A 25,823-nucleotide genomic window follows, 5' to 3' on the forward strand; every position below is an offset into this window, starting at 1 on the left:
CCAAATCGGCACGATTCAAGGGCCATGAGCTTCGTCAGGAAGCGATCTGAAGCGCGTCCGGACGTTTCGCCGCGCCTCTCGGCCAATGAACACGGCCGTTCAGCGAGCCGTCGTCGTCGTCGCGTCGAGTCGAGATGCAGCCAATCCTGGCCAGCGCGAAGTCTGGCCAAAGAACATCCGCGACATTGGTCGCACGAGTAAGACGTCGCCGACTTGGCTTGGACATGCAGAACGTCTGTGCGAACAGCGATCAGGCGCTCGCGGCCCCCAGTTGCCAGTGCCGAACGACGGTCGAGAGCCACCGCTCCCCAGGCTTGGCATTGAGGTGGATTGGTCGACCAGCGCCTAGCGTCCGGTTGATCTGGCGCCGCAGCCGGACCTGCTCAGCCGGGTAGGACTTGATGCACTCGGGCCCGATCCCCACCTCGGCATAGACGGGATCGCGCAGGTCGCGCCCGCACTTGGAGCAGCTCGCGAGGACCTGCTTGTATCGCGACTCCCGCTTGGCTCGAACGCCGGCCAGGCGAGTGCGCTCGACGATGGTCGGGCCGTCGGCCTCGTCGCGCCGCACGCGCACCCGCGCCGGGTCGCCGACACCGAGAGCGTCGCGCACGATCTCCACGGCCAGAAACCCGCACTCGATCGGCGTCCCAGGATCACGCCAGACCAGGACGCACGGGGCGCCCGCCTCGGCGGCCGGTCGCAGCGGAAGCCTCCACGGCGCCGCGAGCACTTTGTCCCAGGGCAGCGGCGCGGCCGCGAGACGCTCCAGCAGCCGCGGCCCGCGGGCGACGACAGAGAGCCAGGGCCGAGCGTCCGCGATCGCGCCGACGTACTCGAGGCGGATATCGAGGAGCTTTCGTCGCGGCTCGGTGCTGCCGAGAACCTCGACCCGCACCGCGTCGACCTCGAAGTCGGTCACCCGGAACGCCGCCTCGCGGGCGTGCGCAGTCCATGGATCAGGCTTCTCGGGGGCAGCGACCTTGGCGACGTGTCGTACGGGGATCGCGTCGGGGCCGTCCTTGTAGAGGTCGCGCGGCCGTGGGGAGCCCCGGTATCGCCGGCGGTTCCGACCTGGAGGGATGCCAGCGGCGGGGTGCCCCTTGGCTCGCTCGCTCGCCATCCGACCTCTCCTCCCAGAGCGCACTCGACTTGGCCGGGACGCTACCTGCGATCCTGCGGTCGGACTCCCGAATCCGGAACACCAGTGGGTTGTGCGGGTCCGGCGCTGAGCTCGACGCGCTCAGTGCCTGCCGAACATGCGAGCCACGGCTTGATGGAGCGGGATGCCCGCGGCAGTGCCGACGGAGGCGATGGTGGAGACGCCGCTATCGGTGGCCAACTGCCGGGCTGGAGCCGGCTCCGGGTCGGCCGCGTACAGCCGTGCGTACTCGGCGAGCACCGCCTCCGGAGGGATCGGGCAGAGCCCCTCGTCGCCAGCCAGACACCAGTGCGGACGGACCACCACCGTCGCGGGGATGTGTATCTGAGCATTGCGGGCAGAGTTCTTCCTGTTGAACAACTCGGCGACAAACATGTCGCCGCAGGTGGCGTTGCAATGCGGGCACGTGAACGCCATGTAGTGCCTGCCGGCGGCCTGGGTGTAGCGGCGGAAGATTCGGCCCGGAGGCACGCCCAGCTCCTGCGCCATCTGCTCGCCCGCCGCGCGTACCTCGGGCAGCTCTTCGGCCCGGTGCTGTGCGAACACTCGGGGCCGCTGGTCCCGGATCTCCCTGCGGCCGCACCGCCCTTCGACGATGGTCTGGCGTGCGGTCCAGATGCCGAACTCCTTGTGGCAGCGGTAGCAGCCCATGATCCCGGCACCGACGACCACCAGGGCCGGCTGCCCGTTCGCGACGTACTCGCGGTGCTGCAGCCGACGGGTCAGCAGACGGTCGACCGCTTCGGCGAGCGGGATGCTCGCGATGCCGACCAGGACCGTGGCCTCGCCCGCGTCATCGACGTCGAGCCCGAACACCGGCAGCTGCCTGTCGGCCCTGGGCAGGTCGTCGATGTGACGGGCGAACCACGCGATCGCGGCAATGCCGGAATCAAGGTAGCGATGCTGACGACGTCGGTACTCAGCGACGTCCTGCCGGGACCACTGGACCTCGAACACGACGCGCACGTCCCCACGGGTCGCCATCACGTCCGCGACCCAGTCCCCTGGGACCTCGGTTTGGGCGGTCCAACCGGCTCGAGTGATGGCCTCGACAATGACCGCCTTCGCGCGCAGGTGCTGTGCGCTCTCGCCGGCGCTGCAGCTATCGCCGCCCGGGGGCGTGTGCGAAGTATTGGGTGCCGAGCTTGCTGGTCTTTGCCAGCCCCTTCCACCCGCAGCGCATCGTGGCCGTACGGCGCTTCGCCCGGACATCGTCCTTGAGTTGCGCCCATTCCTCCTCGGTGAGGAGGCAACTCACCACCGGCTCCCCGTCGACTAGACCTGACAGTGGCATCGACCCCCACCTCCTGGGAAAGGTGTAGCAGCCCCCGCCGACACACACCGGTCGCGCCCACCAGCGTCTCAGCGCAGTTCGATCGCCGAGGGCGGCTCGTGAAACTTCGCTGCATCCTCGACACTCGCTGCGACTTGTAGGGAGCGACTGGTCACTCCGGCGCGGGCCCGAACACGCGGCTCAAATACCCCAATTGGTGTCGGCATGAGTCTTCAAGGGCCGATCGTAGACACCGTTGTACAAGGAGCGGTCCGCCGCAGCGAGCCATGGAGTGGTGTACCGGGCCGGATTGGCAAGGACGTGCTCGGCTGAGTCCCTCGGAAGGTCGAAATGGATGGCGAGTGGCTCAGTTGGGCCAACGCCGAACTCCTCGACCAGGGCGAGGCTCTCCGCTGTGGGCGCGCTCGCGGTCAGGTCGGCAGCAAGCCGGGCGGCGGGCCAGCCGCCGACCGGGAACCGAGCGATCCGCCGGATCACCTCGGGGTCCTCTCCGAGGACCGGCGCGGGATCCTTCGCATAGTGCGCGAGCAGGAGCCTGACCACGGGGTCTGTTTCGTCGGGGATGTTCGTTAACGTGACCGCCCGCGCGATCCCGGACGCCGCGATTCGACTGCTCGACGCCACTAACGCCTCCAGGTACTCGGCTGGCAGGTCTCTGGCGGAGTGGGCGATCGTGTCCAACAGCGCTGAAATCACGGCTTCATCTCCCGCGACAAGGAGGCCGATGACCCATGTCGCTTTGGCGTGCGGCTCAGTGCAGCAGGTGAGCTGCTCCGTCCACCAGCCGCGCCTGCCCCGGTTCACCCGGATCGCGGGCAGCCACTGGCCGTAGTCCATGTCGCTTCCGAAGCAAGGCGCGTCCTTCGTGCGGTTGCCTCCAGTCCGGACCTTGGCCTCGGGGAGTGCCGCTGCCACGGCTGCGATCTCGGTGGCCAGCCACGTCGGACGGCCGTAGACATCAGTGAGCGCTCGGGCCGTGTTCACCCACCGGCTGGTCGTGCCGGACTCACCCTTCTTGATCCGCAGTGACGACTGCACGAGGTCGCTGCCGTGACGCTCAGCGAGCCGCTTCAACGCCGCAGTCCGATGGCTCTGGCTCACTCCGGGGACGTGATGCCCGCCGAGATTGAGCGGCCCGGCCGCCGACTGGTCGCTCGCCATTGCTAACAGCACGTGGGGTGCCACGACGCGCAGCAGGTCCGCGGCCTCGCTCGTACCCTTCGGCGCCACGTCAGAGCAGTGGCCGTCCAAGGTCCACGCCAACAGCCGTTGGGCCTGGTGTGTCCCGTCGGCCGGCGAGACGCCGGACTCCAGCGCGCCGCGGGCAGCCGCGGCCGAGTCCAGCCTCAGAGCCTCGACTGTGGTCCGCGGAAGGCCCTGTCCGGAAGCCAGCGGGCGACCAACCGCGAGCCACTGGGCCTCCCGGTCCGTACCGACCGACTTGCCCACCTCGGATGACCACCAGATGTTGAAGTCGCCAGGATCTCCGACCGCGGCTGCGACCGTCGCCCGAGCCCTGGTCAACGGGGAGCCAACATCCCGCGTGATCGCTTCCCGAAGGCGGCCCGCGAGGTCACGACCTCCAAAGTCAGCCGGGAGCTCCGGCAGGCTGCCGCCTTCGCTGACTTCAGGGGCGAGGAAACGAACAGACAAGTCATCGGCGAACAACTCGGCCACACGCCGCTGGCTTGCCGTCCGCTCCGTGAAGATCCCGTCGCACAACAGGCTCCACACGGTCGTCCGCAGCTGCCGCGCCCCTGTGAGGTCCTTAAATCGCTCCTCGATCGCCTCGGCGAGGCTCGGAACCTCGCGGCGCTGAAAGTGACCGCCCAGGAACCGGGCCGTGTTCGCCCAGTACGCGCGCGGAAGCAGCTCGACAAGCGCGGCCTCGGGCTCGTAGCCCTGCTCGTCACCCTCGGCGAACTCGTAAAGGAACCGCGCCGCGAAGAACTCGCGGATCGACTGCACGTCGAACTCATAGGTGCCGGACTGCTTGCTGGTCAGGACCCACACCCGGTCCCGCATCGCGTCGAACAAATCCTGGACCGGTGAGTTTGTCTTCTCGACGCCGGCGAGGTACATCCTGATCTCACGGACGATCCGCTGCGCGGGTAACCGGGTGGACGAGGCGTCGACCTCGGTGAGTGCCTGCATCAGCCAGCCGATAAACGAGGTGGCTTCCTCCAGATCTGGCCGGTTGTCCAGGACCGTCTTCGACTTCGTCGATTCTCGCTCCAGGAACAGGTCCATGTATGACCGGTAGAGGCTCGTGCGAGCGGTGGGGAGGGACTCGCCCTTGGTCCGGATCAGGTGCAGCAGGATCGTCAGCTGCATCGGGTTCGCGGCCAGCTGCGCGACATGCGGGGCGGCCGTACGCTCGCCGAAGACTCGCTCCAGGGTGCGCCGGTCCGACCCATCGATGTGCTGGGCCGCGGCCCACCGGCGCAGGTACCTCTTCTTCGTGGCCTCGCTGAGCGGCTGGAGTACCAGTCGTTCGAAGATGTCCGGAGCAGGTTCGGCCAGGCCGGATGCGTTCGGACGGGTGGTGACGACGATCCGCATGTTCCCCGGCCGTGCCTGAGCCCACCTAGACGTGAACTCGTCGATCTCGCGGACCACCGTTTCGCGCAGGCTCGCGGATGCGACCTCATCGAGCCCGTCGAGGAAGACCTGAGTGGGGAACCTGTCCAAGATCGCGCGGACGTCGTCAACGCCGAGTTCATGCCCGGGTGCCGCGTGCTCGAAGTGAGCAACCAGAAACCGTTCCAGGCCGATCTTGGTGCGCTGCCTTGGCTTCTTCGCGCTGTCGGTGCTCGCGTAGGGATCATGGCCACCGATCCACTCGGCATAGTCGGCAAGGTCGATACGGATGGCGACCCGGAGCTCCGCCGCCTCATCGGCTGGCAGCGACTCCTTGCGGTCGGCGAGCTGGTCGCGCCCGATGAAGCCGGCCCGGTGCACTTGGCACACGTATTGAGCGATCGTCGACTTGCCCTGCCCCGGCACTCCCTCGATTAGCGCAAGGGGCGGTGCCGCTGGATCCAGGAGGTGATGAGCCAGCCCGCCGATATCGATGCTGGGCAGAGTCGTGTTCCGCGGACTGCGGGCCCTGTGCGCGGTGACGTCGACGAACAGATCGGTGAGTAGGTCGGAAGCGAGGTCGACCTGACGGAACTTCACCCTCTTGTCACGGTCCCAGTGGGTGGCGACGAAAGTGACGAGGATGTCGCGTTCCCGCCTCTCGCGCTCTTCCAACGACTTGGCGTCGAGCAGAGCGAGCAGCAGGTCGGAGCCCGCCAGCATCTCCAAGTAGGTGGCCCTGATCTCCCAGGGCGAATTCGTGACCCAGGCGTCTAGGTCCGCCGCCCACACGCACGACATCGGGATGCCGTACTGCTTGCCCAAATCGTCAAGAACCTTCTCGATCTGGTCCCGTGTACCGCTCCCCGGAGCCGCGCTGCCTTCGACGTTCGTCATCAGCACGTACTGCTTGCAGCCCTCAGCCACGAGGCGCTTGATGTTCGCGGCCTCGCCGTTCACTGCCGACTTCAACCACGAGGCCGACTTCTTGGCCCGGTTGCCGGACCACTTGACCTGAAGGATTGTCCTGTTCTCGCCGGTTCCCGAGACCATGTCCCGGCCACCGTCCTTCTCGCCGACGGGAAACACCGACACGTTCGGGTACCGGTCAAGCACTAGCGCTGCGCACAACTGCTGGAAGCGCTTGTCGCCAAGACGCTCATAGAGGTACTGGTACGAACCCGAACTTGCCACGGATCTCATCCTCTCTGACCGTGCCGACAGATCGCAGCGTTACCGGGGCAGGCTGGCCCGCACACGGCCGGGGTCCGGCGTTCTGCTGGCAAAGTGGAAGGTCGGCGGTTCGACCCCGCCCCTGCCCACCACCGGAGCCGCAGGTCAGAGAGCCTCTGACCTGCGGCTTCGTCATTCGCGGGCCATCGAGTCGATTGACCGTGGGTTACCGCTGGCGCCCGCCAAGGGCCCCGAATTGCCGGTGCTTGGTGCACGTGGGGTGCACGACACGCCGCAGGTCACTGGTGGTTCGTTCCGGCGGTGGTGGCCGTGATGACCGTGCACAAGCTGTCTGCGGGAGACGGCTACACGTACCTGACCCGACAGGTGGCGTCGGCTGACGAGCGCCGGCCAGCTGGCCAGTCGCTGGCTGAGTACTACGTGGCTCGCGGCAACCCGCCGGGCGTGTGGACCGGCCGAGGCGCCGAGCAGCTCGGTCTGGCTGGCACCGAGGTGTCGGAGGACCAGATGCGGGCCCTGTTCGGCGCGGGTCGGCACCCAGACGGGGTGCACAGGCTCGGCGCCGCCTATCCCAGCTACGCCACGTTGGCGCCGTACCAGCAGCGGGTGGCGGAGCGGCTGGCGGAGTGGGAGTCCTTGAACGGCCGGCCACCGTCCGCGGCCGAGCGGAACCGGATCGCGGCGGTCGAGGCCCGACGCGGTCGTCGGGCGGTGGCCGGTTTCGACCTGGTGTTCACGCCGGTGAAGTCCGCCTCGGTGCTGTGGGCTCTGGGCGGAGCCGAGGTGCGTGGGGCTGTCGAGGACGCCCATCACGAGGCGGTGCTCTCCTCATTGGGCTGGCTGGAGTCCCACGCCGCCTACACCCGGGTGGGCCGCGGCGGTGTCGCGCAGATCGATGCGACCGGGTTGATCTGCGCGATGTTCGACCACCGCGAGTCCCGTGCCGGGGACCCGGACCTGCACACCCATGTTGCGGTGGCGAACAAGGTCTGCGGAGTCGACGGCAAGTGGCGCTCACTGGACGCCCGCGGGCTGTACGCGCTCGGTGTCGCAGCCTCGGAGCGGTACAACACCCGCTTCGAGGACGCCCTCGCCCGCCGCCTCGGGGTGGAGTTCGTCGAGCGGCCGTCGAATCGGCGGGACCTGCGCCCGGTCCGCGAGATCGACGGCGTGCCGGCTGAGCTGTTGCGGCACTTCTCCCAGCGGCGCGCGGCGATCGAGGACCGGTACGCCGAGCTGCGCCGCAATTACCGCGCCACCCACGGCCGCGAACCGGACCGGGCCACCCAGATCCAGCTGGCCCAGCAGGCCACCCTGGAGACCCGCGAGGCCAAGGGCGCCGCACGGAGCCTGGCAGAGCAGGTCACCGACTGGACCACCCAAGCGCGCCAGCTGATCGGCGCCCGCCGGCTCGACCGGCTGGCCTCCGATTGCATGGGACGCGAGCGGTCCGCGGGAGCAGCTGACGTACCAGACGTCGACGAGCTGGCGAGTCAGATCGTGGGCACGATCGCCGAGCAGCGCTCGACCTGGACGGTCTGGAACGTGCACGCCGAGACCGAGCGCACCTTGAGGCGGTACTGGTTCGCCACGGCCGACGAACGGGAGCTCGTGACGCGGGCGGTGGTGGACCGAGCGACAGGGTCGCATCACTCGATCCGGATCACCGAGCCGGAGTTCGTCCGTGAGGCACCCGAGCTGATCCGGGCCAGCGACGGCGTCAGCATGTTCCGGGCGCATGGTTCGGACCGGTACACCACCAGTGAGGTGATGATCGCCGAGGACGAGCTGATCGCCGCCGCACGATCCACCGACGGACCGCGCGTGGACCCGCACTCACTGCAAGCGGGGTTGGCGATCCACGAGGCCAGGACCGGTCTGGTGCTGGATCGGGGTCAGCGTGGGTTGGTCGAGGCGTTCGCGTGTTCGTCGGCGCGGATCGTGGTCGGGATCGGACCGGCGGGGGCCGGCAAGACCACGGCGATGCGTGCCTTCGCCGCGACCTGGCAGGCCGACGGCGGCAGGGTGATCCCGCTCGCGACCAGCTCCAGGGCCGCCCACGTCTTGGGCGCCGAGCTGGAGATGCGCGCGGAGAACCTGCACAAGTTCCTCTTCGAGCACCACCGGGCCAACGACCGTGAGTCCAGCGACCTCGCCGATCGGTGGTTCCAGCTCGGAGCGGGTGATGTGGTGCTGGTCGACGAGGCCGGCATGGCCGGGACCCTGCACCTGCACCAGTTGCTCCGCATCGCCACCGAGGCTGGGGCGACGGTTCGGCTGCTCGGTGACCCGGCCCAGCTCGCAGCGGTCGACGCCGGCGGAGCACTGAACCTGCTCGAGGAGGAGACCGGCGCCACCTACCTGACCACACTGCACCGGTTCACCGATCCCGCCGAGGGCGACGCCACCCTGGCACTGCGGCGCGGCAACCCGAAGGCGGTCACGTTCTACGACGACCGTGACCGGATCGCGGCCGGGTCCCGCGACGCGATGCTCGAGGCTGCGTACGACCACTGGGCCTGCGACGTCCGGGCTGGGAAGAGGTCGGTGCTGATCGCGGCCACGACCGGCGACGTCAACGCGCTGAACGCCCGCGCCCGCCTGGAGCGCGCCCTGGCGGGCCAGATCGAGGCCGACGGTGTGGTGCTGCACGACGGCAACCTGGCCGGGGTCGGCGACTGGGTGGTCACCCGGACCAACGCCCGCACCTTGCGGTACGGCCGCAGCCGCTGGGTCCACAACGGCGACGCCTGGCGGGTCACTGGCCGTCACCGTGATGGGTCGCTCACTGTCCGCCACCTCGAGCACGGCTCATCCGTGCGTCTTCCCCGGGACTACGTCGCTGACGCCGTCGAGCTGGGTTATGCCTGCACCGCGCACCGGGCCCAAGGTGCCACCGTCGACACCGCCCACGCACTGGTCACCACGGAGATGACGCGTGAAGGGCTCTACGTCGCCTCGACTCGCGGCCGCGACTCCAACCGGTGGTACGTCGCTAGCGACGAACCCGTCACCTTGGACTGCGACCACGAGCCCGAGCCACCACGCACGACCTACGAGGTCCTCGACGCGGTCTTGCGCCGGACCGGCGCCGAGCTCTCCGCAACCCAGACACTCCGCGAAACCACGGGGGAGGCGACCCGCCTGCGCAGCTTGGTCGGCCGCTACGAGCACGCCCGCGACCGCGCCGCCATGGACGCCCTCCGTCTCGCCGTCGCTGAGCTGCCGGAACCCGAACAGACCCGGATCCTGGGTGATAGGGGCGCCCCGCACCTGGCCCGGGTCCTCGCCGACGCCGTGGCCCGCGGCATTGACGGCCCGGTCCTGGTGCGACGAGCGCTCGACCTGGACTCGACCGACAACACCCGGTCACCGGCCCTGGTCCTGGCCTCGCGGATCACCGATCACCCGCGCACCCTTGGCATCCCGGATCGACCGGCCGACGGCTCGCCGAATGCCCGACCACTCCCCTGGTTGCACGCACCGAGCGTCGGGCACCCCGGTTGGGATCCGTACCTGAAGATGCGCGCCGCACTGATCGCAGACCGGGCCGCCGAGCTCGGATCCCTGGTCGACGCGTACCGCGAGCAGTACGACATCACGACCACGAACGCCGGCCCGCTGGGTGAGCCGCCTCAGCCCGGCACCCGACGCGAGGCCGCCTATCGCGCGGCCTTGGCCGAACTCGCCCTGACACCGCCACGACCGGCCCCGGCTCCGCAGAGCACGCCGGCCCCCTCACCGACTCGTCGACCAGACCACCAGCAGAGCCACTCGCTGACCCGGTAGACGCCATGCCCACTCCAAGCCACTTCGCTGCACCCATTTCGGGAGGTGCCGTGCTGCAGCCTGCCCTGAACAACCCTGCCTTCAACACAGCCCCACGCCGGGCGCCCGCTCCGGCGACCTACGGGACGTTGATGCGGACGGCGCGGGACGCCCTTGACGACGCCATCGCGCACTCGAATGACCGCCCGCCGGACCGTGACACTGCGTTACGGGAGCTGCTCGGCTACGAGCGTTTCCTCTACGCAACCGGCGGCCACCTGCGCCAGCTCGTCACGCTCGCGGACCTGCACACCGACGCGCTGCGCCGGCTCACGAATCGCCTCGACACAAGCAACCGCCCCGACGCCCGTGAAAGCACCTGGCTGCACGCGGCCACGATCATCAACGCCGCCCACGATCTGGTCGCGACCCATCTCCTCGACGGCACCCCACGCACGGTCGAAGCCGAAGAGATCCTCCTGCGACCCGCCTCGGCCGCAGCCAGCCGCGACGTCATCGCGATGATCCTCGACGCCATCGACGGCTCACGCCAGCTGATGCACCAGGCTGCCCGAGCACAACAACGCGGACACGGCGCCTCGCTGATCCCCGCGCGCATGTTCGCCCATCTCCAGGCGACCAACCACGCGGTCTCGCTCTGCGCTAGAGCCACGATGTACGACCTCGCCCAGCTCCCAACCAGCCCGACCAACCCGCTGCACGACCTGCAGCCCGCCCTGCCTACGCAGCTCACGGTGGCGCCCCCGCCGATCACCAGCCCGTTGGCTGCACTACGGGTCTTGCGGCAGCTGAACCACGACCAGGCCCGCGGGCTCACCACGGCCAGCCCGGCCAGCCTCCGCGACGTCGCCCTCCTCGGCGCACGCGTCGCCTCCACAGATGTCCTCCCCAGCACCGGCGACGATCGGCCGCTCACCCGACTCCAACGCGCTCACGCAGAGGACCAGCTCGACGCCGCCAGAAGCGCCTGGACGAGAGCCTCCACCGAGCTCACGACCGCGGTCCGGGGACTCACCAAGGCTCCCGGCGCCTACGGAACAGCTATCCGCACTCTCCTCGATCAGCCACTGGACGAGCGCACCCAGCGTGCCCTCCTCACCGCCCTTCCCGCCCTGGGCCGAGACGCCGCCCGCACCGTGCAGACCCTCGCCCGACGCGGCGGCCTGGTCACACGCCAACCCATCCCCCTACAGCCGCGAACCGCATGGCGCGCCATCACCGACGAGCACGCAGCCGCCCTCACCGAACGGTTCGGAACCGCCGCACTGACCTCATCCCGGGCTCTCGCCGCGGTCCGCGACCTGCAGCGACCCTCCGCACCGCCGCGGGAGGCCCTCCCACGCGAGCAAGTTCTGCAAAGGCACCTTTCCCACTCCCTCGAGCAACAAGGAGCGGCCCGATGACCCGCGCTCCGTCGCGCGATCAGCTCATCGCCGCCAACGAAGACGCCGCCGAGTTCTACCGCCGTCACCTGCTCGGCCCCGACGGCGCCGGCCCCCGCAGGTATCTGACTCAACGCGGCTTCGCGACGCTCCTTAACGACACGCCTTGGACGGTTGGCCACGCGCCCGCTACCTGGACGCCACTGCACGACCACCTCTCCGAGCTGGGCTATTCCGACGAAGCGCAGCTCGGAGCCGGACTGACCTCGATCAGCCGGCGTGGACACATGATCGACCGCTTCCGCGACCGCATCACCTTCGGCATACGCGACCAACAAGATCAACTCGTCGGCTTCACCGCCCGCACTGGCCCAGTAGGCCGCGACCCGAAGTACCTCAACACTCCGAGGACCGACCTGTTCGACAAGAGCGCAGAGTTGTTCGGGCTCGGCGAGGCGACTAGGTCGCCAGCCCAAACCTGCGTCTTGGTCGAAGGGCCGCTCGACGCTATCGCCGTCACCATCGCCGAACCCGCGACCGCCGCACAGGCGCTCTGCGGCACCGCGCTCACAGACAAGCACGCCCGACTCCTCCGCTCGGCGTCCCACGAGCAGCTGATCCTGGCCTTCGACGGGGACCCCGCCGGAGCACGCGGACTCGACAACGCAGCGTCAGTAATGTGCGACGACCGGGCTGTGGCCGTCCGGCGCCCGCAGCAAGATCCGGCCGGCTTCCTCGCTAATGAAGGGCCGCTGGCGCTCTCGGCGGCACTCTCCTCAGCTCGTCCAGCGGCAGAGGTGCTCCTCGAGGCACACCTCGCCAAGTGGCCAGACCGCCTCGACAGCGCTGAGGCGGCGATCGGATGCTTGCGTGAAGCGGCAACGATGATCGCGCGGATAAGGCCGGCCGACGTAGCAGCACTCGCCACACGTCTGAGCCACGAAACCAGGCTTCCGACACTTACTGTTTCAACCGAGCTCGCCGACGCGCTCAACTCGCGCGACTCCACTCGCATGTCTTCCACAAGTCACCGTGTGGACCGCGAACACGTTGCACTAACCCACATGGATCGATGGCAAACCCGCTCAGCGCCGGGTCCTCAGAGGTAGGGCATTCCGCCCACTGTGACGCAGAGTGCGCGATGGGGCCGGACCGGAGGCGTTCGGCTAATCAGCGTCCTCGACCGCGCGGCGCAGCTCCTCTAGGTACTGGTCCATGAGCTCGTCGTCGAGGTCGAGCGTCACCCTCATCTGGATGTTGACGGTCTCTCCGCGCTCAAGCCGCTCGCTGAGCGTGTCGCATTCGGCTACGAACTCGTCCACGAAGCGGCGCAATTCGTCGACTTGGTGGTTTGAGGTGCTAGCCAACAGACGGATGGCCTCCCGGGCGTGCTCACCCAGGACTGAAGCCCCTCGGAGGCTCGCAGCCCAACTCATGAAGTCGCCGTAGACCGAGACGAAGCGCTCGGCCATGTGTCGGATCCTGTCAACGTCGCCTGGTTCTCCGGGGGCACCGAAAGCGGCCTCCTGAGCGCGCGGGTCGAGCACGGCGCTGAAGTTGCCTGCGATCGAGAGGGCGTCGCCCATGGCTGCCTGGGCAAATGCCGTGAGATCATCGCGGGCGATATGCCGACCGGTGGGAGCGGCGTACTCCATCGCGTGATCGCGGTACCGAGGCTCCAAAGCATCGACACCCGCTCGGAGCAGCCCGGCATACAGGAGGTATTCCCAACCGTCGGGTCGTTCCGCGATCAGAGCGTCGATGCTCTCGGGGGACCTCGGCACCCGGCCGTCGAGGAGCGAGCCGCTCACAGCGGGTGCGGCTCCCGATATCTTGGCCTTGATCAGCTCGACGAGGCCGCTCATGCCCACGCGGTTGGCGTCGACGTAGATCACGCTCGGCAACAGCCCGTCGAGGCTGGTGCTGTCCAGTCGTACCGGCAGGACGTACGCCCTGAAGTATCGCAGCCGGCTTCGCGGCGATCACGTCTCCGAGGGTGACGTACCCATTGGTGTTCTTGTTCGCCCCCGTGTCGGTGAGCTGGTCCTCGATCGTCGAGTCGTGGAGGATGATCGTGCCGCCGTAGTCCATCAGCCAGGTGGTGTTGCCCACTGCCCGGCCGCGGACGATGTTGGGGTTGTCCCACCCAGAGCCAAACAGCTTCGTCCGGGCCTCGTCGATGGAGAGCGTGGGAGTGGAGTTGGGGCCGGCAGCTCCAGACAGCTTCTGCAGCAGATCGTTGCTCAGTGTGACCTTACCCAGCGCGTCGTTGACCGTACCGACCACGGTGCCGATGGGGTTTCCGCCCGGGCTCGCCGTGCTCGACCCGCCCTGCGACCCGGGACCGGAGCCGCCGAGCAGGCCGCCGCCGGAGCCACTTCCGCTACCGTCGCCCCCGAGGAGGCCGCCGCCGGAACCACCGAGCAGGCCGCCGCCTGAGCCACCACCGAGGAGGCCGCCATCGTCGGTGTTCACCATCTGCGGCGCAACCGACTGTGCGGCGGCAACGCCGGGAGTCAGTGCTGCGAGTCCGAGCCCCAAGCCCGCAGCGGTGGCCCAAGCGCGCCGCCGAATCCTTCGTGACATGTTCTCTCGTTTCTCCCGCCCCTGGTCGCCGCATGGGCCGGATTGCAGAGTGGACACTCGCCGTACCATCCCGGACTGAGGGGTATCCCGATGGAGCTGCGGCCAGAGAGCCGACATCTCCGTTACGCGTCCATCGTTCGTCGTCATTTGCTGTCGCAACTAGTCCAGAAGATGGACCTGTGCCGGCGGTACGCCGAGCTTGCGGACACGACCATCTGACATGCCCCTGACCAGTAGGTATTGCGGACTAGTGGCGCGCGGGCCGGCGCCAGCAGATTGTGCGACATCTCAGTCACTTGCTGCGTAAGCACGTCACGTTGTTGTGCCGCGCAGTCCGATAGCAGGAGGATCCTGTGCAGTTGAAGACAGCACGGTGGCGCTGGCCACTCGTCGTCGGAGCGGCGGCACTGGCCGCTGTCCCCATGCTCCATGCCACCGCGGACGCGCAGAGCAGCGTGCGCGGCACGCGCCGCGTCACGGCCGCGCCGGCGGGCCAGATGGTCATGCAAACGGCAGGCCGCGGGCATATGGAGGCACACCCCCCTGGCCACGTGGACGGCACCCGTTTTGAAGGGCGCTTCGTGATCTTCGGCATGATCGACGGCCGGGGCCAGGTATTCGGCAACAACGCCTCGCTCTTCGACGAGAACTGCGTTCGCAGTTACGGGCGGGGGCCTCAGTGCGCTCACTTCGTCGCCGTTCGCAGCGGATACATCCTGCAAGGATTCGAATCGGGAGACTCGACTTTCACCGGAAACACCGTCGGCCGCACCGCGACCAGCTCACGCGTCCGCGTCTACTACGACGCTCACCCGAACGGCACGCGAAGCTACGAGAACCGCGCTTCGTTCCTCAAGGGCAAGCTGATCGGCGTCTACACCGGAGACGAGACGTTCTCCATCGACCCGCGCGGTGGTGTGTTCGACACGCGGGTGGACATGCGACTCCTCAGCAGCAGGTGGTTCACCTACAAGGGTCACCGCGTCAACCTCCGCCAGATCGCCACCCACATGACGGAGTTGGACCACGGCCACAACCCGGAGCCAGATCCGAATCCCGAAGCGATTCCCTACAAGGAGCGCTGGTTCAGCAACCGCGGGCCTGGCACCTTTGTCAATCGCTTCCCTGTCGGCGGCGCGATCATCGCCGTCCGCTGACATGCGAGATCATCGGTCGGACTCCCAGCTGACCCGATGATCAAGACGCCCCCCTGCCCCACTACCCAGAACCCGGCGGCAGGGGGGCGTCGCCTCCACCGGTGGCCCCTTCGGGAAACTTCGCAGGCAAGCGCCCGGAACGCGCCCGAGTCGGCAAGGGCGCGGACTTGTGCCGAGCGTCGCCTGCCCTTCGGATCGGGGAGCCCGGAAGTACGTGTGTCCGTTGGGTTGGCAGCATGCTTGGACCCGATGCGGCGGAGAACTTCGCGCCCAGATCGATGACCGTTGTGAATCTTCACGACAGCAGCGCACGTCAGTCCGGGCCTGCACCGATCAGATGGGTCGGGAGCGGGCCCGGTCCCGCGAATCCCGCTCCTTGGCCGGCAGAGTGCCTCTTGGTCCGTCCGACACGGGCGTGAAGGCCGTCCCGGCAAGTCGTTGTCCGCCAAGCCGCTGGCGGATCGCTCGCGTGCGAGATGCCTCGGCCCGGCGCCCGATACGTTTGCGTTCGTCAGGGGTCGTGCCGCCCCACATGCCGAACTCTGCGCCGGTTTTCATTGCGTACTCCAGGCACCGAGTCCGAACCGGGCAACTGAGGCAGATCACTCGAGCTTCCTCGAACTGGGCTCTCGCCGGGCCCCTCGTGCCAATGGGGAAGAACAGATCTGGGTCTTCGTCGGCGCAGGCGGCCGCGCTCCACCAGGCATCCGTGTTACGGCGGCCGCGCTCGGAGGACGGAATCATGTCGCGAGGACCACCACCACGAGGTCACCGCCCTCAACCTGCTGGGTGTGAGATAGGGCGACCCTCTCGACGACGCCGTCGATTGGTGTGGTGATGGAAGCTTCCATCTTCATCGCTTCGATCGTGGCGACTGTGTCGCCTGCCGTCACCAGGTCGCCGGCGGCGACCGCCGGTGTCACCACGCCGCCGAAAGGCGCGGCTACGTGGCCGGGCTGCGAACGGTCCGCCTTCTCCTGCGCTGGAGCATCCGCTTCTACGGAGCGATCGCGTACGCCGATCGGACGCAATTGACCGTTGATGGTGCACATCACCGTGCGCATGCCGCGTTGATCCGGCTCAGAGATGGACTGCAAGCCGAGGATGAGCGTCTTGCCCTCCTCAATCTCAACCCCATGCTCCTCCCCTGGCACGAGCCCGTAGAAGAAGTCCGCGGTCGACAGGACTGATAGGTCACCGAAGCGTTCGCGCGATTCGCGAAACTCCCGGGTCGGTGCAGGGAAGAGCAGCTCGTTGAGCGTCTCGCGCGGTTTCATGATCAGGGCTGTTGCCTGGGCCGCAGTGAGTACCTCCGCTGGCGCCTTGTGCGACCGACCTTCGAGAGCCCTCGACCGGAAAGGCTCCGGCCAACCGCCCGGAGGTTCACCAAGATCACCAGCAAGGAACCCGATCACCGAATCCGGCAGGTCGTAGTTCTCGGGCCGCTCGTCGAACTCGACGGGATCCGCGCCCACCGCCACAAGATGCAGAGCAAGGTCACCCACGACCTTCGAGGAGGGCGTCACCTTGACGGGATTGCCCAGCATCGAGTTAGCGGCCGCATACATGTCTTCGACTTGCTCGAACTTGTGCCCAAGTCCCAAGGCGATCGCTTGCTGACGAAGATTAGAGAGTTGGCCGCCGGGAATCTCGTGGTTATACACACGCCCCGTCGGAGCCGGCAAACCGGATTCGAACGGCGCGTACAGGCGCCGCGTCGCTTCCCAGTACGGCTCGAGGTCACAGACGGCCTTGAGGGATAGGCCCGTCGCACGTTCGGTTCCGTCAGTCGCTGCAACGAGGGATGAGAGCGATGGCTGGCTGGTTGTGCCCGACAGCGCTGCGCAGGCTGCGTCGACGGCATCGACTCCTGCTTCGATCGCCGCAAGCAGTGTGCCGAGCTGACCGCCAGGGGTGTCGTGGGTGTGAAGGTGGACGGGCAGGTCGAAACGATCCCTGAGAGCCGTTACGAGCGTCGTCGCCGCCGGAGCACGCAACAGGCCCGCCATGTCCTTGATGGCTAGGACGTGGGCGCCTGCGTCGACAATCGATTCGGCCAGGCGCAAGTAGTAGTCGAGTGTGTAGAGGCGCTCGTTGGGGTCGATGAGGTTGCCGGTGTAGCAGAGCGCAACCTCGGCGATCGCCGTTCCGGTTTCTCTGACTGCATCAATGGCAGGACGGAGCTGGTCAACGTCGTTGAGAGCGTCGAAGATGCGGAAGATGTCGATACCGGTCCTGGCGGATTCTTCGACGAAGGCTGACGTGACGATCCCCGGGTATGGCGTGTAGCCCACTGTGTTCCGGCCCCGGAGGAGCATCTGGAGACAGATGTTCGGCACAGCTTCCCGCACGGCCGCGAGTCGCTCCCATGGGTCCTCGGCGAGAAACCGGAGAGCGACGTCATACGTGGCGCCGCCCCAGGTCTCCAGGGAGAGCAGTTCGGGCGTGGTGTGAGCGACGTGCCCAGCAACATTGAGGAGGTCGCGAGTACGGACGCGCGTTGCCAGAAGGGACTGGTGGGCATCACGGAAGGTGGTGTCGGTGACGCCGACAGTGGCACTCTGACGCAGCGCGCGAGCAAAGGCGTCTGGTCCGAGCTCGAGTAGACGCTGTCGAGAGCCGCCGGGCAGTGAGCCCTGCTCAAGCTTCGGGAGCTTCGTGGAGGGGTCCAGCGCGAGGGGCAGTGGACCGTTGGGCTGGTTGACCGTCACATCAGCCAGGTAGTTGAGGAGCTTGGTCCCGCGATCAGCTGACGAACGCGCAGTGAGCAGACGCGGGTGGGTCTCGATGAAGCTGGTATCGATCCGACCGCTGCGGAAGTCCGGGTCATCGAGCACCGCTTGAAGGAACGGGATGTTGGTCGCCACACCGCGGATACGGAACTCAGCCACGGCTCGTCGGGCCCGGTCGACGGCGATCTGGAAGTCACGTCCTCGGCAGGTGAGCTTGGTGAGCATCGAGTCGAAGTGTCCCGAGACCTCTGCTCCTGTGTACGTGGTGCCTCCGTCGAGACGAACACCCGAACCACCCGGTGACCTGTAGGTGGTGATGACGCCCGTGTCGGGTCTGAAGCCGTTGGCGGGATCTTCGGTGGTGATGCGACACTGCAGCGCTGCACCGCGCAGTCGTACCTTCGACTGATCGATGCCAAGGTCGTCAAGCGTCTCGCCCGCCGCGATGCGCATCTGTGCCTGAACCAGGTCGATGTCGGTGACTTCTTCGGTCACGGTGTGCTCAACCTGGATGCGGGGATTCATCTCGATGAAGACGTAGTTGCCCTCAGGGTCGAGAAGAAATTCCACGGTACCGGCGTTGACGTATCCGATCTCCCTGGCGAAACGGACGGCGTCTGCACACATGCGGTCGCGCAGCGCCGAGTCGAGGTTCGGCGCTGGTGCAATCTCTACGACCTTCTGGTGGCGTCGCTGTACGGAGCAATCGCGGTCGTAGAGGTGGACAACGTTCCCCTCGCCGTCCGCGAGAATTTGCACCTCGATGTGGCGAGGGGTGACGACGGCCTGTTCGATGAACACCGTTGGGTCACCAAAGGCCCCTTCCGCTTCTCTCATACAGGTTTCGAGGGCGTCGCGCAGGTCGTCCGGATTGTCAACACGACGCATCCCGCGACCTCCGCCGCCGGCCACGGCCTTGACGAACAACGGATAGCGCAGGTCCCTTGCCGCAGCAATCAGGACGTCGACGTCCGTGCTCGGATAGATGCTCGCGAGCGTCGGAACGCCGGCCGCTCTCGCCGCTGCGATCGCGCGCGCCTTGTTGCCGGTCAACGTGAGGACGTCGGAGCTGGGCCCGATGAACGCGAGCCCGGCAGCGGCGCACGTCTCGGCGAGCTCGGGATTCTCCGAGAGGAAGCCGTAGCCCGGATAGATCGCGTCAGCCCCTGCCGCAACAGCGGTGCCAACGATCAACTCCGGATCCAGGTATGCGCGGACTGGGTGCCCGCGCTCTCCGATCTGATACGACTCATCGGCCTTGAGCCGGTGCTCAGAACCGCGGTCTTCCCATGGGAAGACGGCCACGGTCTGGGCACCGAGCTCGTAGGCCGCGCGAAAGGCCCTGATCGCGATCTCTCCGCGGTTTGCGACCAGAACCTTCCGGAACATGTAGCGACTCCTGGTGTTTGAGGTCAGCCGAGCACGTCGGCGAGTTCGATAGACGCCACGCCGTGGGCTTCCGCCACGGGAGCGTTGGTGACGTTTCCCCCGTGGGTGTTCAGTCCGAGGGCGAGCGCCTTGTCGTCGCGGCAAGCCTGCTTCCAGCCCTTGTCTGCCAGCGCCACGGTGTACGGCAGCGTGGCGTTTGTGAGCGCGTAGGTAGAGGTGTTTGGCACAGCACCCGGCATGTTGGCCACGCAGTAGAAGGTCGAGTTGTGCACCTGGTACGTCGGGTCGGCGTGCGTCGTGGCGTGGGTGTCCTCAAAGCAGCCACCTTGGTCCACGGCGATGTCGACGAGAACCGATCCAGGCTTCATCTGAGCGACCAGGTCGTTGGTGACCAGCTTGGGTGCAGCCGCACCCGGGATCAGGACCGCCCCGATCACCATGTCAGCTTCCGTGACCTGCTGCTGGATTGCGAGCTTGGACGACGCCAAACCATGCACCCGGTTGTTGTAGCGCCAGAACGACATGCGCAGCTTGTCCAGGTCGGTGTCGAGCAGCGTGACGTCTGCGCCCATGCCGAGAGCGATGTTCGCCGCGTTCTGACCCGACACTCCGGCGCCAATGATCACGACCTTGGCATTCGCGACGCCACCGACACCACCCAACAGAGTTCCCCGGCCGCCCTGTGCCTTGAGCAGCGAGTACGCGCCGACCTGGGGCGCCAGACAGCCGGCAACCTCAGACATCGGGTAGAGCAGCGGAAGGCCGCCGGAAGGCAGCTGGACGGTCTCATATGCGATGCCGGTGGTCTTCGCCCTCACCAACTCATCGGTCAGGGCCCGGTCGGCGGCGAGGTGCAGGTAGGTGAACAGAATGAGGTCGTCGCGCAGTCGGTGGTACTCCTCGGCGATCGGCTCCTTGACCTTGAGGACCATCTCGGCCGAGCCCCACACGTCGTCAGCAGAGTCGAGGATCTTCGCACCGGCTGCGGCGTACTCGCTGTCAGTGACCGAAGACCCAGCACCTGCGCCCGCCTCGACGAAGACGTCGTGGCCGCGTGCGCTCAGTTCGTGAACGCCGATGGGCGTGATCGCCACGCGGTATTCGTGATTCTTTACTTCCTTTGGTACGCCGATGCGCATGGTGGTCTCCTAGTCGAGGTCGGGCTCCAAAAGTGACCGAATCTTCAATGGATAGCCACCACGGGCGAACTTCTGTCGCAACATTGACGCAAGTTCGTATATTGTTCGACGATGACAGGCAGCAGTCCCGAGTCGGCGAATCCTGTTCGGCGGTTCCGAACCGATTCGAAACTGGACGAGGTCGACCGTCGGTTGCTAACCGAACTGTCCGAGGACGCCCGACTCCCGAACAACGCGCTGGCTGAGCGCGTCGGCGTCGCCCCGTCGACATGTTCAATGCGACTTCGGCGACTTCGCGAGATTGGAGCGATCCGGGGGTTTCATGCCGACATCGCCCCTGAGGCCCTTGGCTTGCCGATCCAGGCGATGATTGCAGTGCGGGTGCAACCCAACGCGCGTGCACGGATCGGTGACTACACCAGTCGATTGGCACGTCTCCCCGGCGTTCTCAACGTCTACTTCCTTGCCGGAAACGTCGACTTTCTGATCCAGGTAGCGGCCGCGTCACCTGATGCACTCCGCCGCTTTGTGACAGAGCACCTCAGCGCCTCGCGCGAGTTCGCCTCTACCGAGACGAGCCTGGTCTTCGACCACGTGCGCGGAGACATCTAGAGCGTTCGTGACGGCTTCTTGCCGGCAGCAACTGGACACGCGCTAGGGATCCCGCAGCACGATTTACCCAGGGTCAGGACGCCGAGCGGGCACCGCACACGCTGACCTGGTCTAGCGAGCTCGGTCTCGCTCTCGCGGATCAGGCGGATCGCTACGCCGGCCGTCACCCAATCCTCGAACTCTTCGGGCGACCTCCCAATCAGCTCCTCGATCCTCTGGATGCGCTGGCGGAGGGTGTTGCGATGGATGAAGAGCTCCGCCGACGACTTCGCCGCCGAGCCGCTGTTGGTGAGAAACGAGTCGAGGGTCTGGGCGAGGTCGGTGGAGTTGTCGATGTCGTACTTCAACACTGCGCCGAATGAGTTCATGAGCTCTCTCAAGTCGCCAGCCATGCCAATGGCGGTTCTGGGAAGCAGACGCAGATGAGCGATGTCCTCGAAACCCACGACCTCGCTGTCCGACGGCGCGGTCAGCTCAGCCCAGTAGAACGCGTGCAGCGCGTGGCGGATCGCCCGATGCAGTTCGTTCGCATCGTTGGCGACAGGGCCGACGCCGGCAGTCAGACGGACGCCAGGCTGCTTGCCGAGATCGCCAAGACGGCTGACTAGAGCGAGCCGGCGTCCCGGTTCGGAGGCTTCCAGCAACGCTACGTACCTGCCGCCGGTCCCCAGAAGGATTGACTCGCCGCCTTGGGTGTCGAGCACGTCCTGCAGCGCGAGTCGGACACGCTCATCATCTGGCGTGCGCAGTTCCGCAGCGTTGTTGGTCTGTACCCGGATGACCGTGGCGCAGCTCGTTCGGTATCTCCAACCGTACCGATGCAGGATCGATTCGGTTGTGCTCACATCCGTCGATGTGAATAGCTGGTCGAGCACGGGACGGACACGTTCGGTCCCGTGCAGAGAAAGGGCGCCGGCAGCGATCTGTGCTCCGATTCCCTCGAGGAGAACCTCGTCGTCGGCTCTGAACTTCTTCATCCGGAAACAGGTCACTGCACCGATCGGTGCGCTAGTGCCCAGCGGTATGCGCAGCCGCTGCATCGACAGCGGGGTCAAGGTCTCAAGGAGGACGCTGCGGTCGAGCGGTCGAGTTCCCCACGCCCCGCCATGCTCCTCTCGGAACGAGCTTGAGATAGCCATGCCGTAGGTTCCGTGTTGAGCATGCGCGCTGTCCGTTGTGACCTCGATGACGCACACGTCGGATTCGAGGTCCACCGCGCACTGCGACGCCATGGCGTGCAGGCAACTCTCCAACGATCCCCAGGAGTCTTCCGGCAGGTCCCGAAGGAATTGCGCGGCGGCGGACTGAACTCTCAGCTGGGTCAGCGTTTCCGATTGCACCAAACCGCTTGCGAGGAGGCCGCCCACCTCGCTGGCAAGGCTCACGTCGCTGGAATCGAATGCGTTCTTCTTGAGAGCATAGAGAGTGAAGACGCCGAGCACGTCCTCACCTGGTGCCACGATGGGGATCGCGACCATCGACCGGAAGGATCCTTCTCGAAGCTCCGGAAAGTCCTTGTACCGAGGGTCCTTTTGAGGATCTTTGCCGAGAACCACGGCCTGTCGCATCAGTGCAACCCAACCGGTGACGCCCTCGCCGATCCGCAGCTTGATCTTCCCCAAGTGCCCTTGCTGCCAGCCGTCGGTCGCAACGCGGAGGACCAATCTCTCCTCGTCGCGATCCCACAGGTAGACGAACGCACCCGCGGCCCTCGTGGCCCTCGCGGTGAGCTCGACAGCTCTCTGAGCGAGAGCGAGCGAGTCCCGACCCTCGCTCATCAGCGCGGTCAGCTCCGCGAGAGTTGCCGCTCGCCTTTCGGCCGCCGCAAGTGACTCGCGCAGGACCTCGACGTCACCTGTCGAGCGAATATTGACGCTCGACCGATCGCCTTCCTCGCCCATGACGATACGGTCCCATGACTGTGTCACCTGCGTCGACGGGCCCGGCCGTCAGATGTGCTCGAGGTATCGGGCGACTTCCCATTCAGTGACCTGAGCCCTGAACTGTTGGACCTCCCAGCGTCGAGTGGCGACGTAGTGGTCCACGAATGCGTCGCCGAGCAGAGTCCGGGCCGTGTTGCTGTTCTCCAGGACATCGCAAGCCGACTCGAGGGTGTGCGGAAGCGCCGTCTCGGGGCCAACTTGCTCGTAGGCGTTGCCCTCCATCGGCGCGGGCGGAGTCAGCCCCTTGGAGATGCCGTGCAGTCCGGCTGACAAACTGGCCGCGATGACGAGGTACGGATTGGCGTCGGCGCCGGCAATGCGGTTCTCGATGCGCGCGGCCGGACCGGCGCTGGGGATTGCGCGCACCGCGACGGTTCGGTTGTCGTAGCCCCACGTTGAGCTCGAACCGGCCCACGAGCCACCTTCGGTTCGCTTGTAGGAGTTGATGGTCGGAAGGTACAGCGCAGTCATGTCCTTCGCGAGGTCTACGACTCCAGCCATGTATGCCTCGCCGACCGCGCTGAGCCGGCCCGGCTCCTCGGGGTTCGCAAAGGCAATGTTGCCATGAGCGTCCACGAGGCTCTGGTGGAGGTGACCCGAGGATCCAGCCCATTCCGGTGAGAGCTTCGCGATGAAGGAGGCCGTGCAGCCGTGCTTGGCTGCAATTTCCTTAATGGAGTTCTTCAGGAGCATGGCCCCGTCGGCGGCGGCCAGGGCGTCGCAGTACCGCATGTTGACCTCGAACTGGCCCGGACCGTGCTCACTATTGCTTGCTTCGATGTAGATCCCGTAGGCGGCCAACTGCTCGCGGATCTCGCCAATCAGGTACTCCGAGCCGGTGTCGCGCTGGACGCTGTATGTGTGGTTGCCGCGGGAGAAGGGTTCGAGATCGCGGAAGCCCTTCGCCTCCAGCTCATCAGCCGTGCCCTTGAGCAGGTAGACCTCCAGCTCGTACCCGCACTTGGGCGCATAACCAGCCGCGTTCGCCTGCTCAACGATCCGTCGCAGGAGCGCTCGCGGGGCCAGCTCGAGCAGGGTCCCGTCCATCTCGTAGATGTCGCAGATCACCGAAGCCGTGCCTGGTTCCCAAGGCACGAGCTTCAGTGTGCTCAGGTCAGGCAGAAGGGTGATGTCGGGGTATCCGGTCTGCCATCCCGTGTACTTCAGGTTCGGGATCGACTGATCCTGCAGGTCCCATCCGAACAGGATGTTGCAGATATTCGTTCCCTTGCTGGCCACGCTCTCCAAGAAGTAGGGCGCCGCGATCCGCTTACCCCGCCAGAGCCCGTCGACATCGACCGCACCGACCTTGAATGTCTTGATTTGGTGCTCGTCGACGAAGGCTTGGAGCTCGTTGGCGGTGCTGACAGAGGGCTGTTCGTTGGACACTGGTCCTACCTCGCTTTGGGGTGTGATCTGAAGCACTAATTCGATGCTAGGGCGGACGGCCTAGCCCGTATGTAGCCGTGGCGCACACGTCTGGAACTCATGGAGTGCGCTGCGCACTTCGTCGTGCGCGGCAGGTTGGTAGTGGGTGGGGGCACACCTGCCGGTCAACCGGTCATGGACATCGAGTCGCGCATGGCGAGCGCGAACTCTCGGGGGGCATTGATTGAGATCCATGCGATCGGGCGCGCATCTCGTTCCACGGTGTAGAACGACGACTTACGCTCTGGATTCGACATCTGGGCGACGAGCTCGCCGTCGGGCGCTGGGGTGCCAAGGATCTGAACGCGGCGGCCGAACTGATGCGTCCAGAAGTAGGGCAACTCGGCCGAAAGAGGGCTGAGCCCCATGATCGTCCGCGCGACATGTCTGCCCTGACGCTGCGCAGACGTCCAGTCTTCACGCCGGCTGACAACTCCGTACTGGTCGGACCAAGCAGCAACATCACCGATGGCGTGAATGTGGGGCATCGGCCGACCCAAGAGGTCGACGGCCGTTCCGTCTGGATCGCAGCGAATCCCGTCACGAAGATCGAGCCCGGAGCCGTTCAACCACGACACGCAGGGTCGCGTTCCGACAGCGCTGACAACCACGTCCGCCTGGACGGGACCTCTCGTCGTCTCGACTGTCAACCCCGAATTCGCCGCTTGGACCGTTTCGACAACCGTTTCGAGCATCAGGTTGACGCCCGCCTCGCGGATCCACGTCTCCGCCTCTGGCCCAAGGTATCCGCCGAGAAAGCGTTCCAGCGGCCTGGAGGCGATGTCGACCAGAGTGACTCGCGCGCCACGATCCACCGCGCTCGACGCGAGCTCAGTGCCAATCGTGCCAGCGCCCAGAATGACCAGGCGCGCTTCGTCTCTAAGCTGGCTGCGTAAGGCACGCGCGTCCTCGGCGGTTCGGAAATGGAGAACGTCGGGGTGTATCCCCGGGATCCGAACCGGCGAGGCACCCGTGGCCACGACAATGTCACGGCCAGTGATGCGCAGGATGCGGCCATCATTCTGGTGCACCGTGACGCTGGACTTCGCCACATTAACGCCGACGACCGACCCAGATACCAATTCGCACTCGTCGGCCCACCACGGCGCCTCGGGCGCCGCCGCCTCACCGCCCAGGAATTCCTTGGACAGCGGAGGACGATCGTAGGGAGTGTCAGGGTCATGGTCGACGACCACGATCTTGTCGTCGTACCCGTCCGATCTGAGCTGAGCGATCAGCGACGCCGCAGCGACGCCTCCGCCCACGACCAGGACTCCGACACTCTCGTCCATCACTCCGCCACTTCGCTCACAGAGATAGCGCGCTCCGGGCAGTTGGCGACAGCGAGCTTGACCGGGTTGGGCAACTCCTCGAACTGCGCCCGGTCGTCGGGCACGAACGCGTAGCCCTCGTCGTCGAAGTCGAACACGTCCGGA

General features: G+C 66.6%; 16 protein-coding genes and 1 tRNA gene. 6 read left to right on the forward strand and 11 right to left on the reverse strand.

The features are described from left to right. Window positions 1-250: 250 nt before the first annotated feature. The 3 genes from ACZ43H_RS00675 to ACZ43H_RS00685 form a co-directional block, all read right to left on the reverse strand. The gene (locus ACZ43H_RS00675) at window positions 251-922 is read right to left on the reverse strand and encodes a DUF6011 domain-containing protein (protein ID WP_143711728.1); all 672 of its coding nucleotides are present in this window, start codon (window positions 920-922) and stop codon (window positions 251-253) included. Between the two features lie 321 nt (window positions 923-1,243). Beyond that, on the reverse strand, window positions 1,244-2,119 hold the full coding sequence (locus ACZ43H_RS00680; RefSeq protein WP_464583037.1) for a hypothetical protein: 876 nt from the start codon (window positions 2,117-2,119) through the stop codon (window positions 1,244-1,246). Between the two features lie 517 nt (window positions 2,120-2,636). Continuing rightward, complete coding sequence (locus tag ACZ43H_RS00685) at window positions 2,637-6,239, reverse strand: NACHT domain-containing protein (RefSeq protein ID WP_032491047.1); 3,603 nt, start codon at window positions 6,237-6,239, stop codon at window positions 2,637-2,639. A gap of 36 nt (window positions 6,240-6,275) precedes the next feature. Here ACZ43H_RS00685 and ACZ43H_RS00690 point away from each other — a divergent pair. The 4 genes from ACZ43H_RS00690 to ACZ43H_RS00705 all read left to right on the forward strand — a co-directional run bounded on the left by ACZ43H_RS00690 (window position 6,276) and on the right by ACZ43H_RS00705 (window position 12,510). Further along, window positions 6,276-6,361, forward strand: a tRNA-OTHER gene (locus tag ACZ43H_RS00690). Window positions 6,362-6,542: 181 nt separating this feature from the next. Then, complete coding sequence (gene mobF, locus ACZ43H_RS00695; RefSeq protein WP_011776877.1) at window positions 6,543-10,019, forward strand: MobF family relaxase; 3,477 nt, start codon at window positions 6,543-6,545, stop codon at window positions 10,017-10,019. A 50-nt stretch (window positions 10,020-10,069) separates the two neighbouring features. Further along, on the forward strand, window positions 10,070-11,422 hold the full coding sequence (locus ACZ43H_RS00700) for a hypothetical protein (protein WP_071416689.1): 1,353 nt from the start codon (window positions 10,070-10,072) through the stop codon (window positions 11,420-11,422). Further along, window positions 11,419-12,510, forward strand: coding sequence for a toprim domain-containing protein (locus tag ACZ43H_RS00705; RefSeq protein ID WP_011776875.1), 1,092 nt, complete (start codon window positions 11,419-11,421; stop codon window positions 12,508-12,510). Before ACZ43H_RS00700 ends, ACZ43H_RS00705 begins: the two co-directional genes overlap by 4 nt. Window positions 12,511-12,567: 57 nt before the next feature. Here the strand turns inward: ACZ43H_RS00705 and ACZ43H_RS00710 are convergent, their stop codons facing one another. Next, a complete protein-coding gene (locus ACZ43H_RS00710) occupies window positions 12,568-13,296 on the reverse strand; it encodes a hypothetical protein (protein WP_043806902.1) in 729 nt (242 codons plus the stop codon). A gap of 1,113 nt (window positions 13,297-14,409) precedes the next feature. Here ACZ43H_RS00710 and ACZ43H_RS00715 point away from each other — a divergent pair. Next, a complete protein-coding gene (locus ACZ43H_RS00715) occupies window positions 14,410-15,144 on the forward strand; it encodes a hypothetical protein (RefSeq protein WP_464583040.1) in 735 nt (244 codons plus the stop codon). Between the two features lie 333 nt (window positions 15,145-15,477). Here ACZ43H_RS00715 and ACZ43H_RS00720 read toward each other — a convergent pair whose 3' ends face one another. The 3 genes from ACZ43H_RS00720 to ald are packed head-to-tail and all read right to left on the reverse strand — an operon-like array spanning window position 15,478 to window position 20,404. After that, window positions 15,478-15,888: a WhiB family transcriptional regulator gene (locus ACZ43H_RS00720; protein WP_011776871.1), complete on the reverse strand. Its 411-nt coding sequence runs from the start codon at window positions 15,886-15,888 to the stop codon at window positions 15,478-15,480. Further along, on the reverse strand, window positions 15,885-19,265 hold the full coding sequence (locus ACZ43H_RS00725; RefSeq protein ID WP_011776870.1) for a pyruvate carboxylase: 3,381 nt from the start codon (window positions 19,263-19,265) through the stop codon (window positions 15,885-15,887). Before ACZ43H_RS00725 ends, ACZ43H_RS00720 begins: the two co-directional genes overlap by 4 nt. Window positions 19,266-19,288: 23 nt before the next feature. Further along, the gene (gene ald, locus ACZ43H_RS00730; protein WP_011776869.1) at window positions 19,289-20,404 is read right to left on the reverse strand and encodes an alanine dehydrogenase; all 1,116 of its coding nucleotides are present in this window, start codon (window positions 20,402-20,404) and stop codon (window positions 19,289-19,291) included. 111 nt (window positions 20,405-20,515) lie between these two features. On the opposite strand from ald, the gene ACZ43H_RS00735 reads away from it, so the two are divergent. Then, a complete protein-coding gene (locus ACZ43H_RS00735) occupies window positions 20,516-21,016 on the forward strand; it encodes an Lrp/AsnC family transcriptional regulator (RefSeq protein WP_011776868.1) in 501 nt (166 codons plus the stop codon). On the opposite strand, the gene ACZ43H_RS00740 is transcribed toward ACZ43H_RS00735, so the two are convergent. The 4 genes from ACZ43H_RS00740 to ACZ43H_RS00755 all read right to left on the reverse strand — a co-directional run bounded on the left by ACZ43H_RS00740 (window position 21,013) and on the right by ACZ43H_RS00755 (window position 25,816). Beyond that, window positions 21,013-22,917 carry a helix-turn-helix domain-containing protein gene (locus ACZ43H_RS00740; protein ID WP_011776867.1) on the reverse strand — a complete coding sequence of 635 codons (1,905 nt, stop codon included), beginning with the start codon at window positions 22,915-22,917 and terminating at the stop codon, window positions 21,013-21,015. The genes ACZ43H_RS00735 and ACZ43H_RS00740 overlap by 4 nt on opposite strands. Before the next feature lie 48 nt (window positions 22,918-22,965). Beyond that, the gene (locus tag ACZ43H_RS00745; RefSeq protein ID WP_043806894.1) at window positions 22,966-24,348 is read right to left on the reverse strand and encodes a glutamine synthetase family protein; all 1,383 of its coding nucleotides are present in this window, start codon (window positions 24,346-24,348) and stop codon (window positions 22,966-22,968) included. 164 nt (window positions 24,349-24,512) lie between these two features. Continuing rightward, window positions 24,513-25,679, reverse strand: a complete 1,167-nt coding sequence (locus tag ACZ43H_RS00750; protein WP_011776865.1) for an NAD(P)/FAD-dependent oxidoreductase — start codon at window positions 25,677-25,679, stop codon at window positions 24,513-24,515. After that, window positions 25,679-25,816 carry a ferredoxin gene (locus tag ACZ43H_RS00755; RefSeq protein ID WP_238324734.1) on the reverse strand — a complete coding sequence of 46 codons (138 nt, stop codon included), beginning with the start codon at window positions 25,814-25,816 and terminating at the stop codon, window positions 25,679-25,681. The genes ACZ43H_RS00750 and ACZ43H_RS00755 overlap by 1 nt, the downstream gene beginning before the upstream one ends. Window positions 25,817-25,823 lie beyond the last annotated feature (7 nt).

This window comes from Nocardioides sp. DN36, assembly GCF_055380375.1.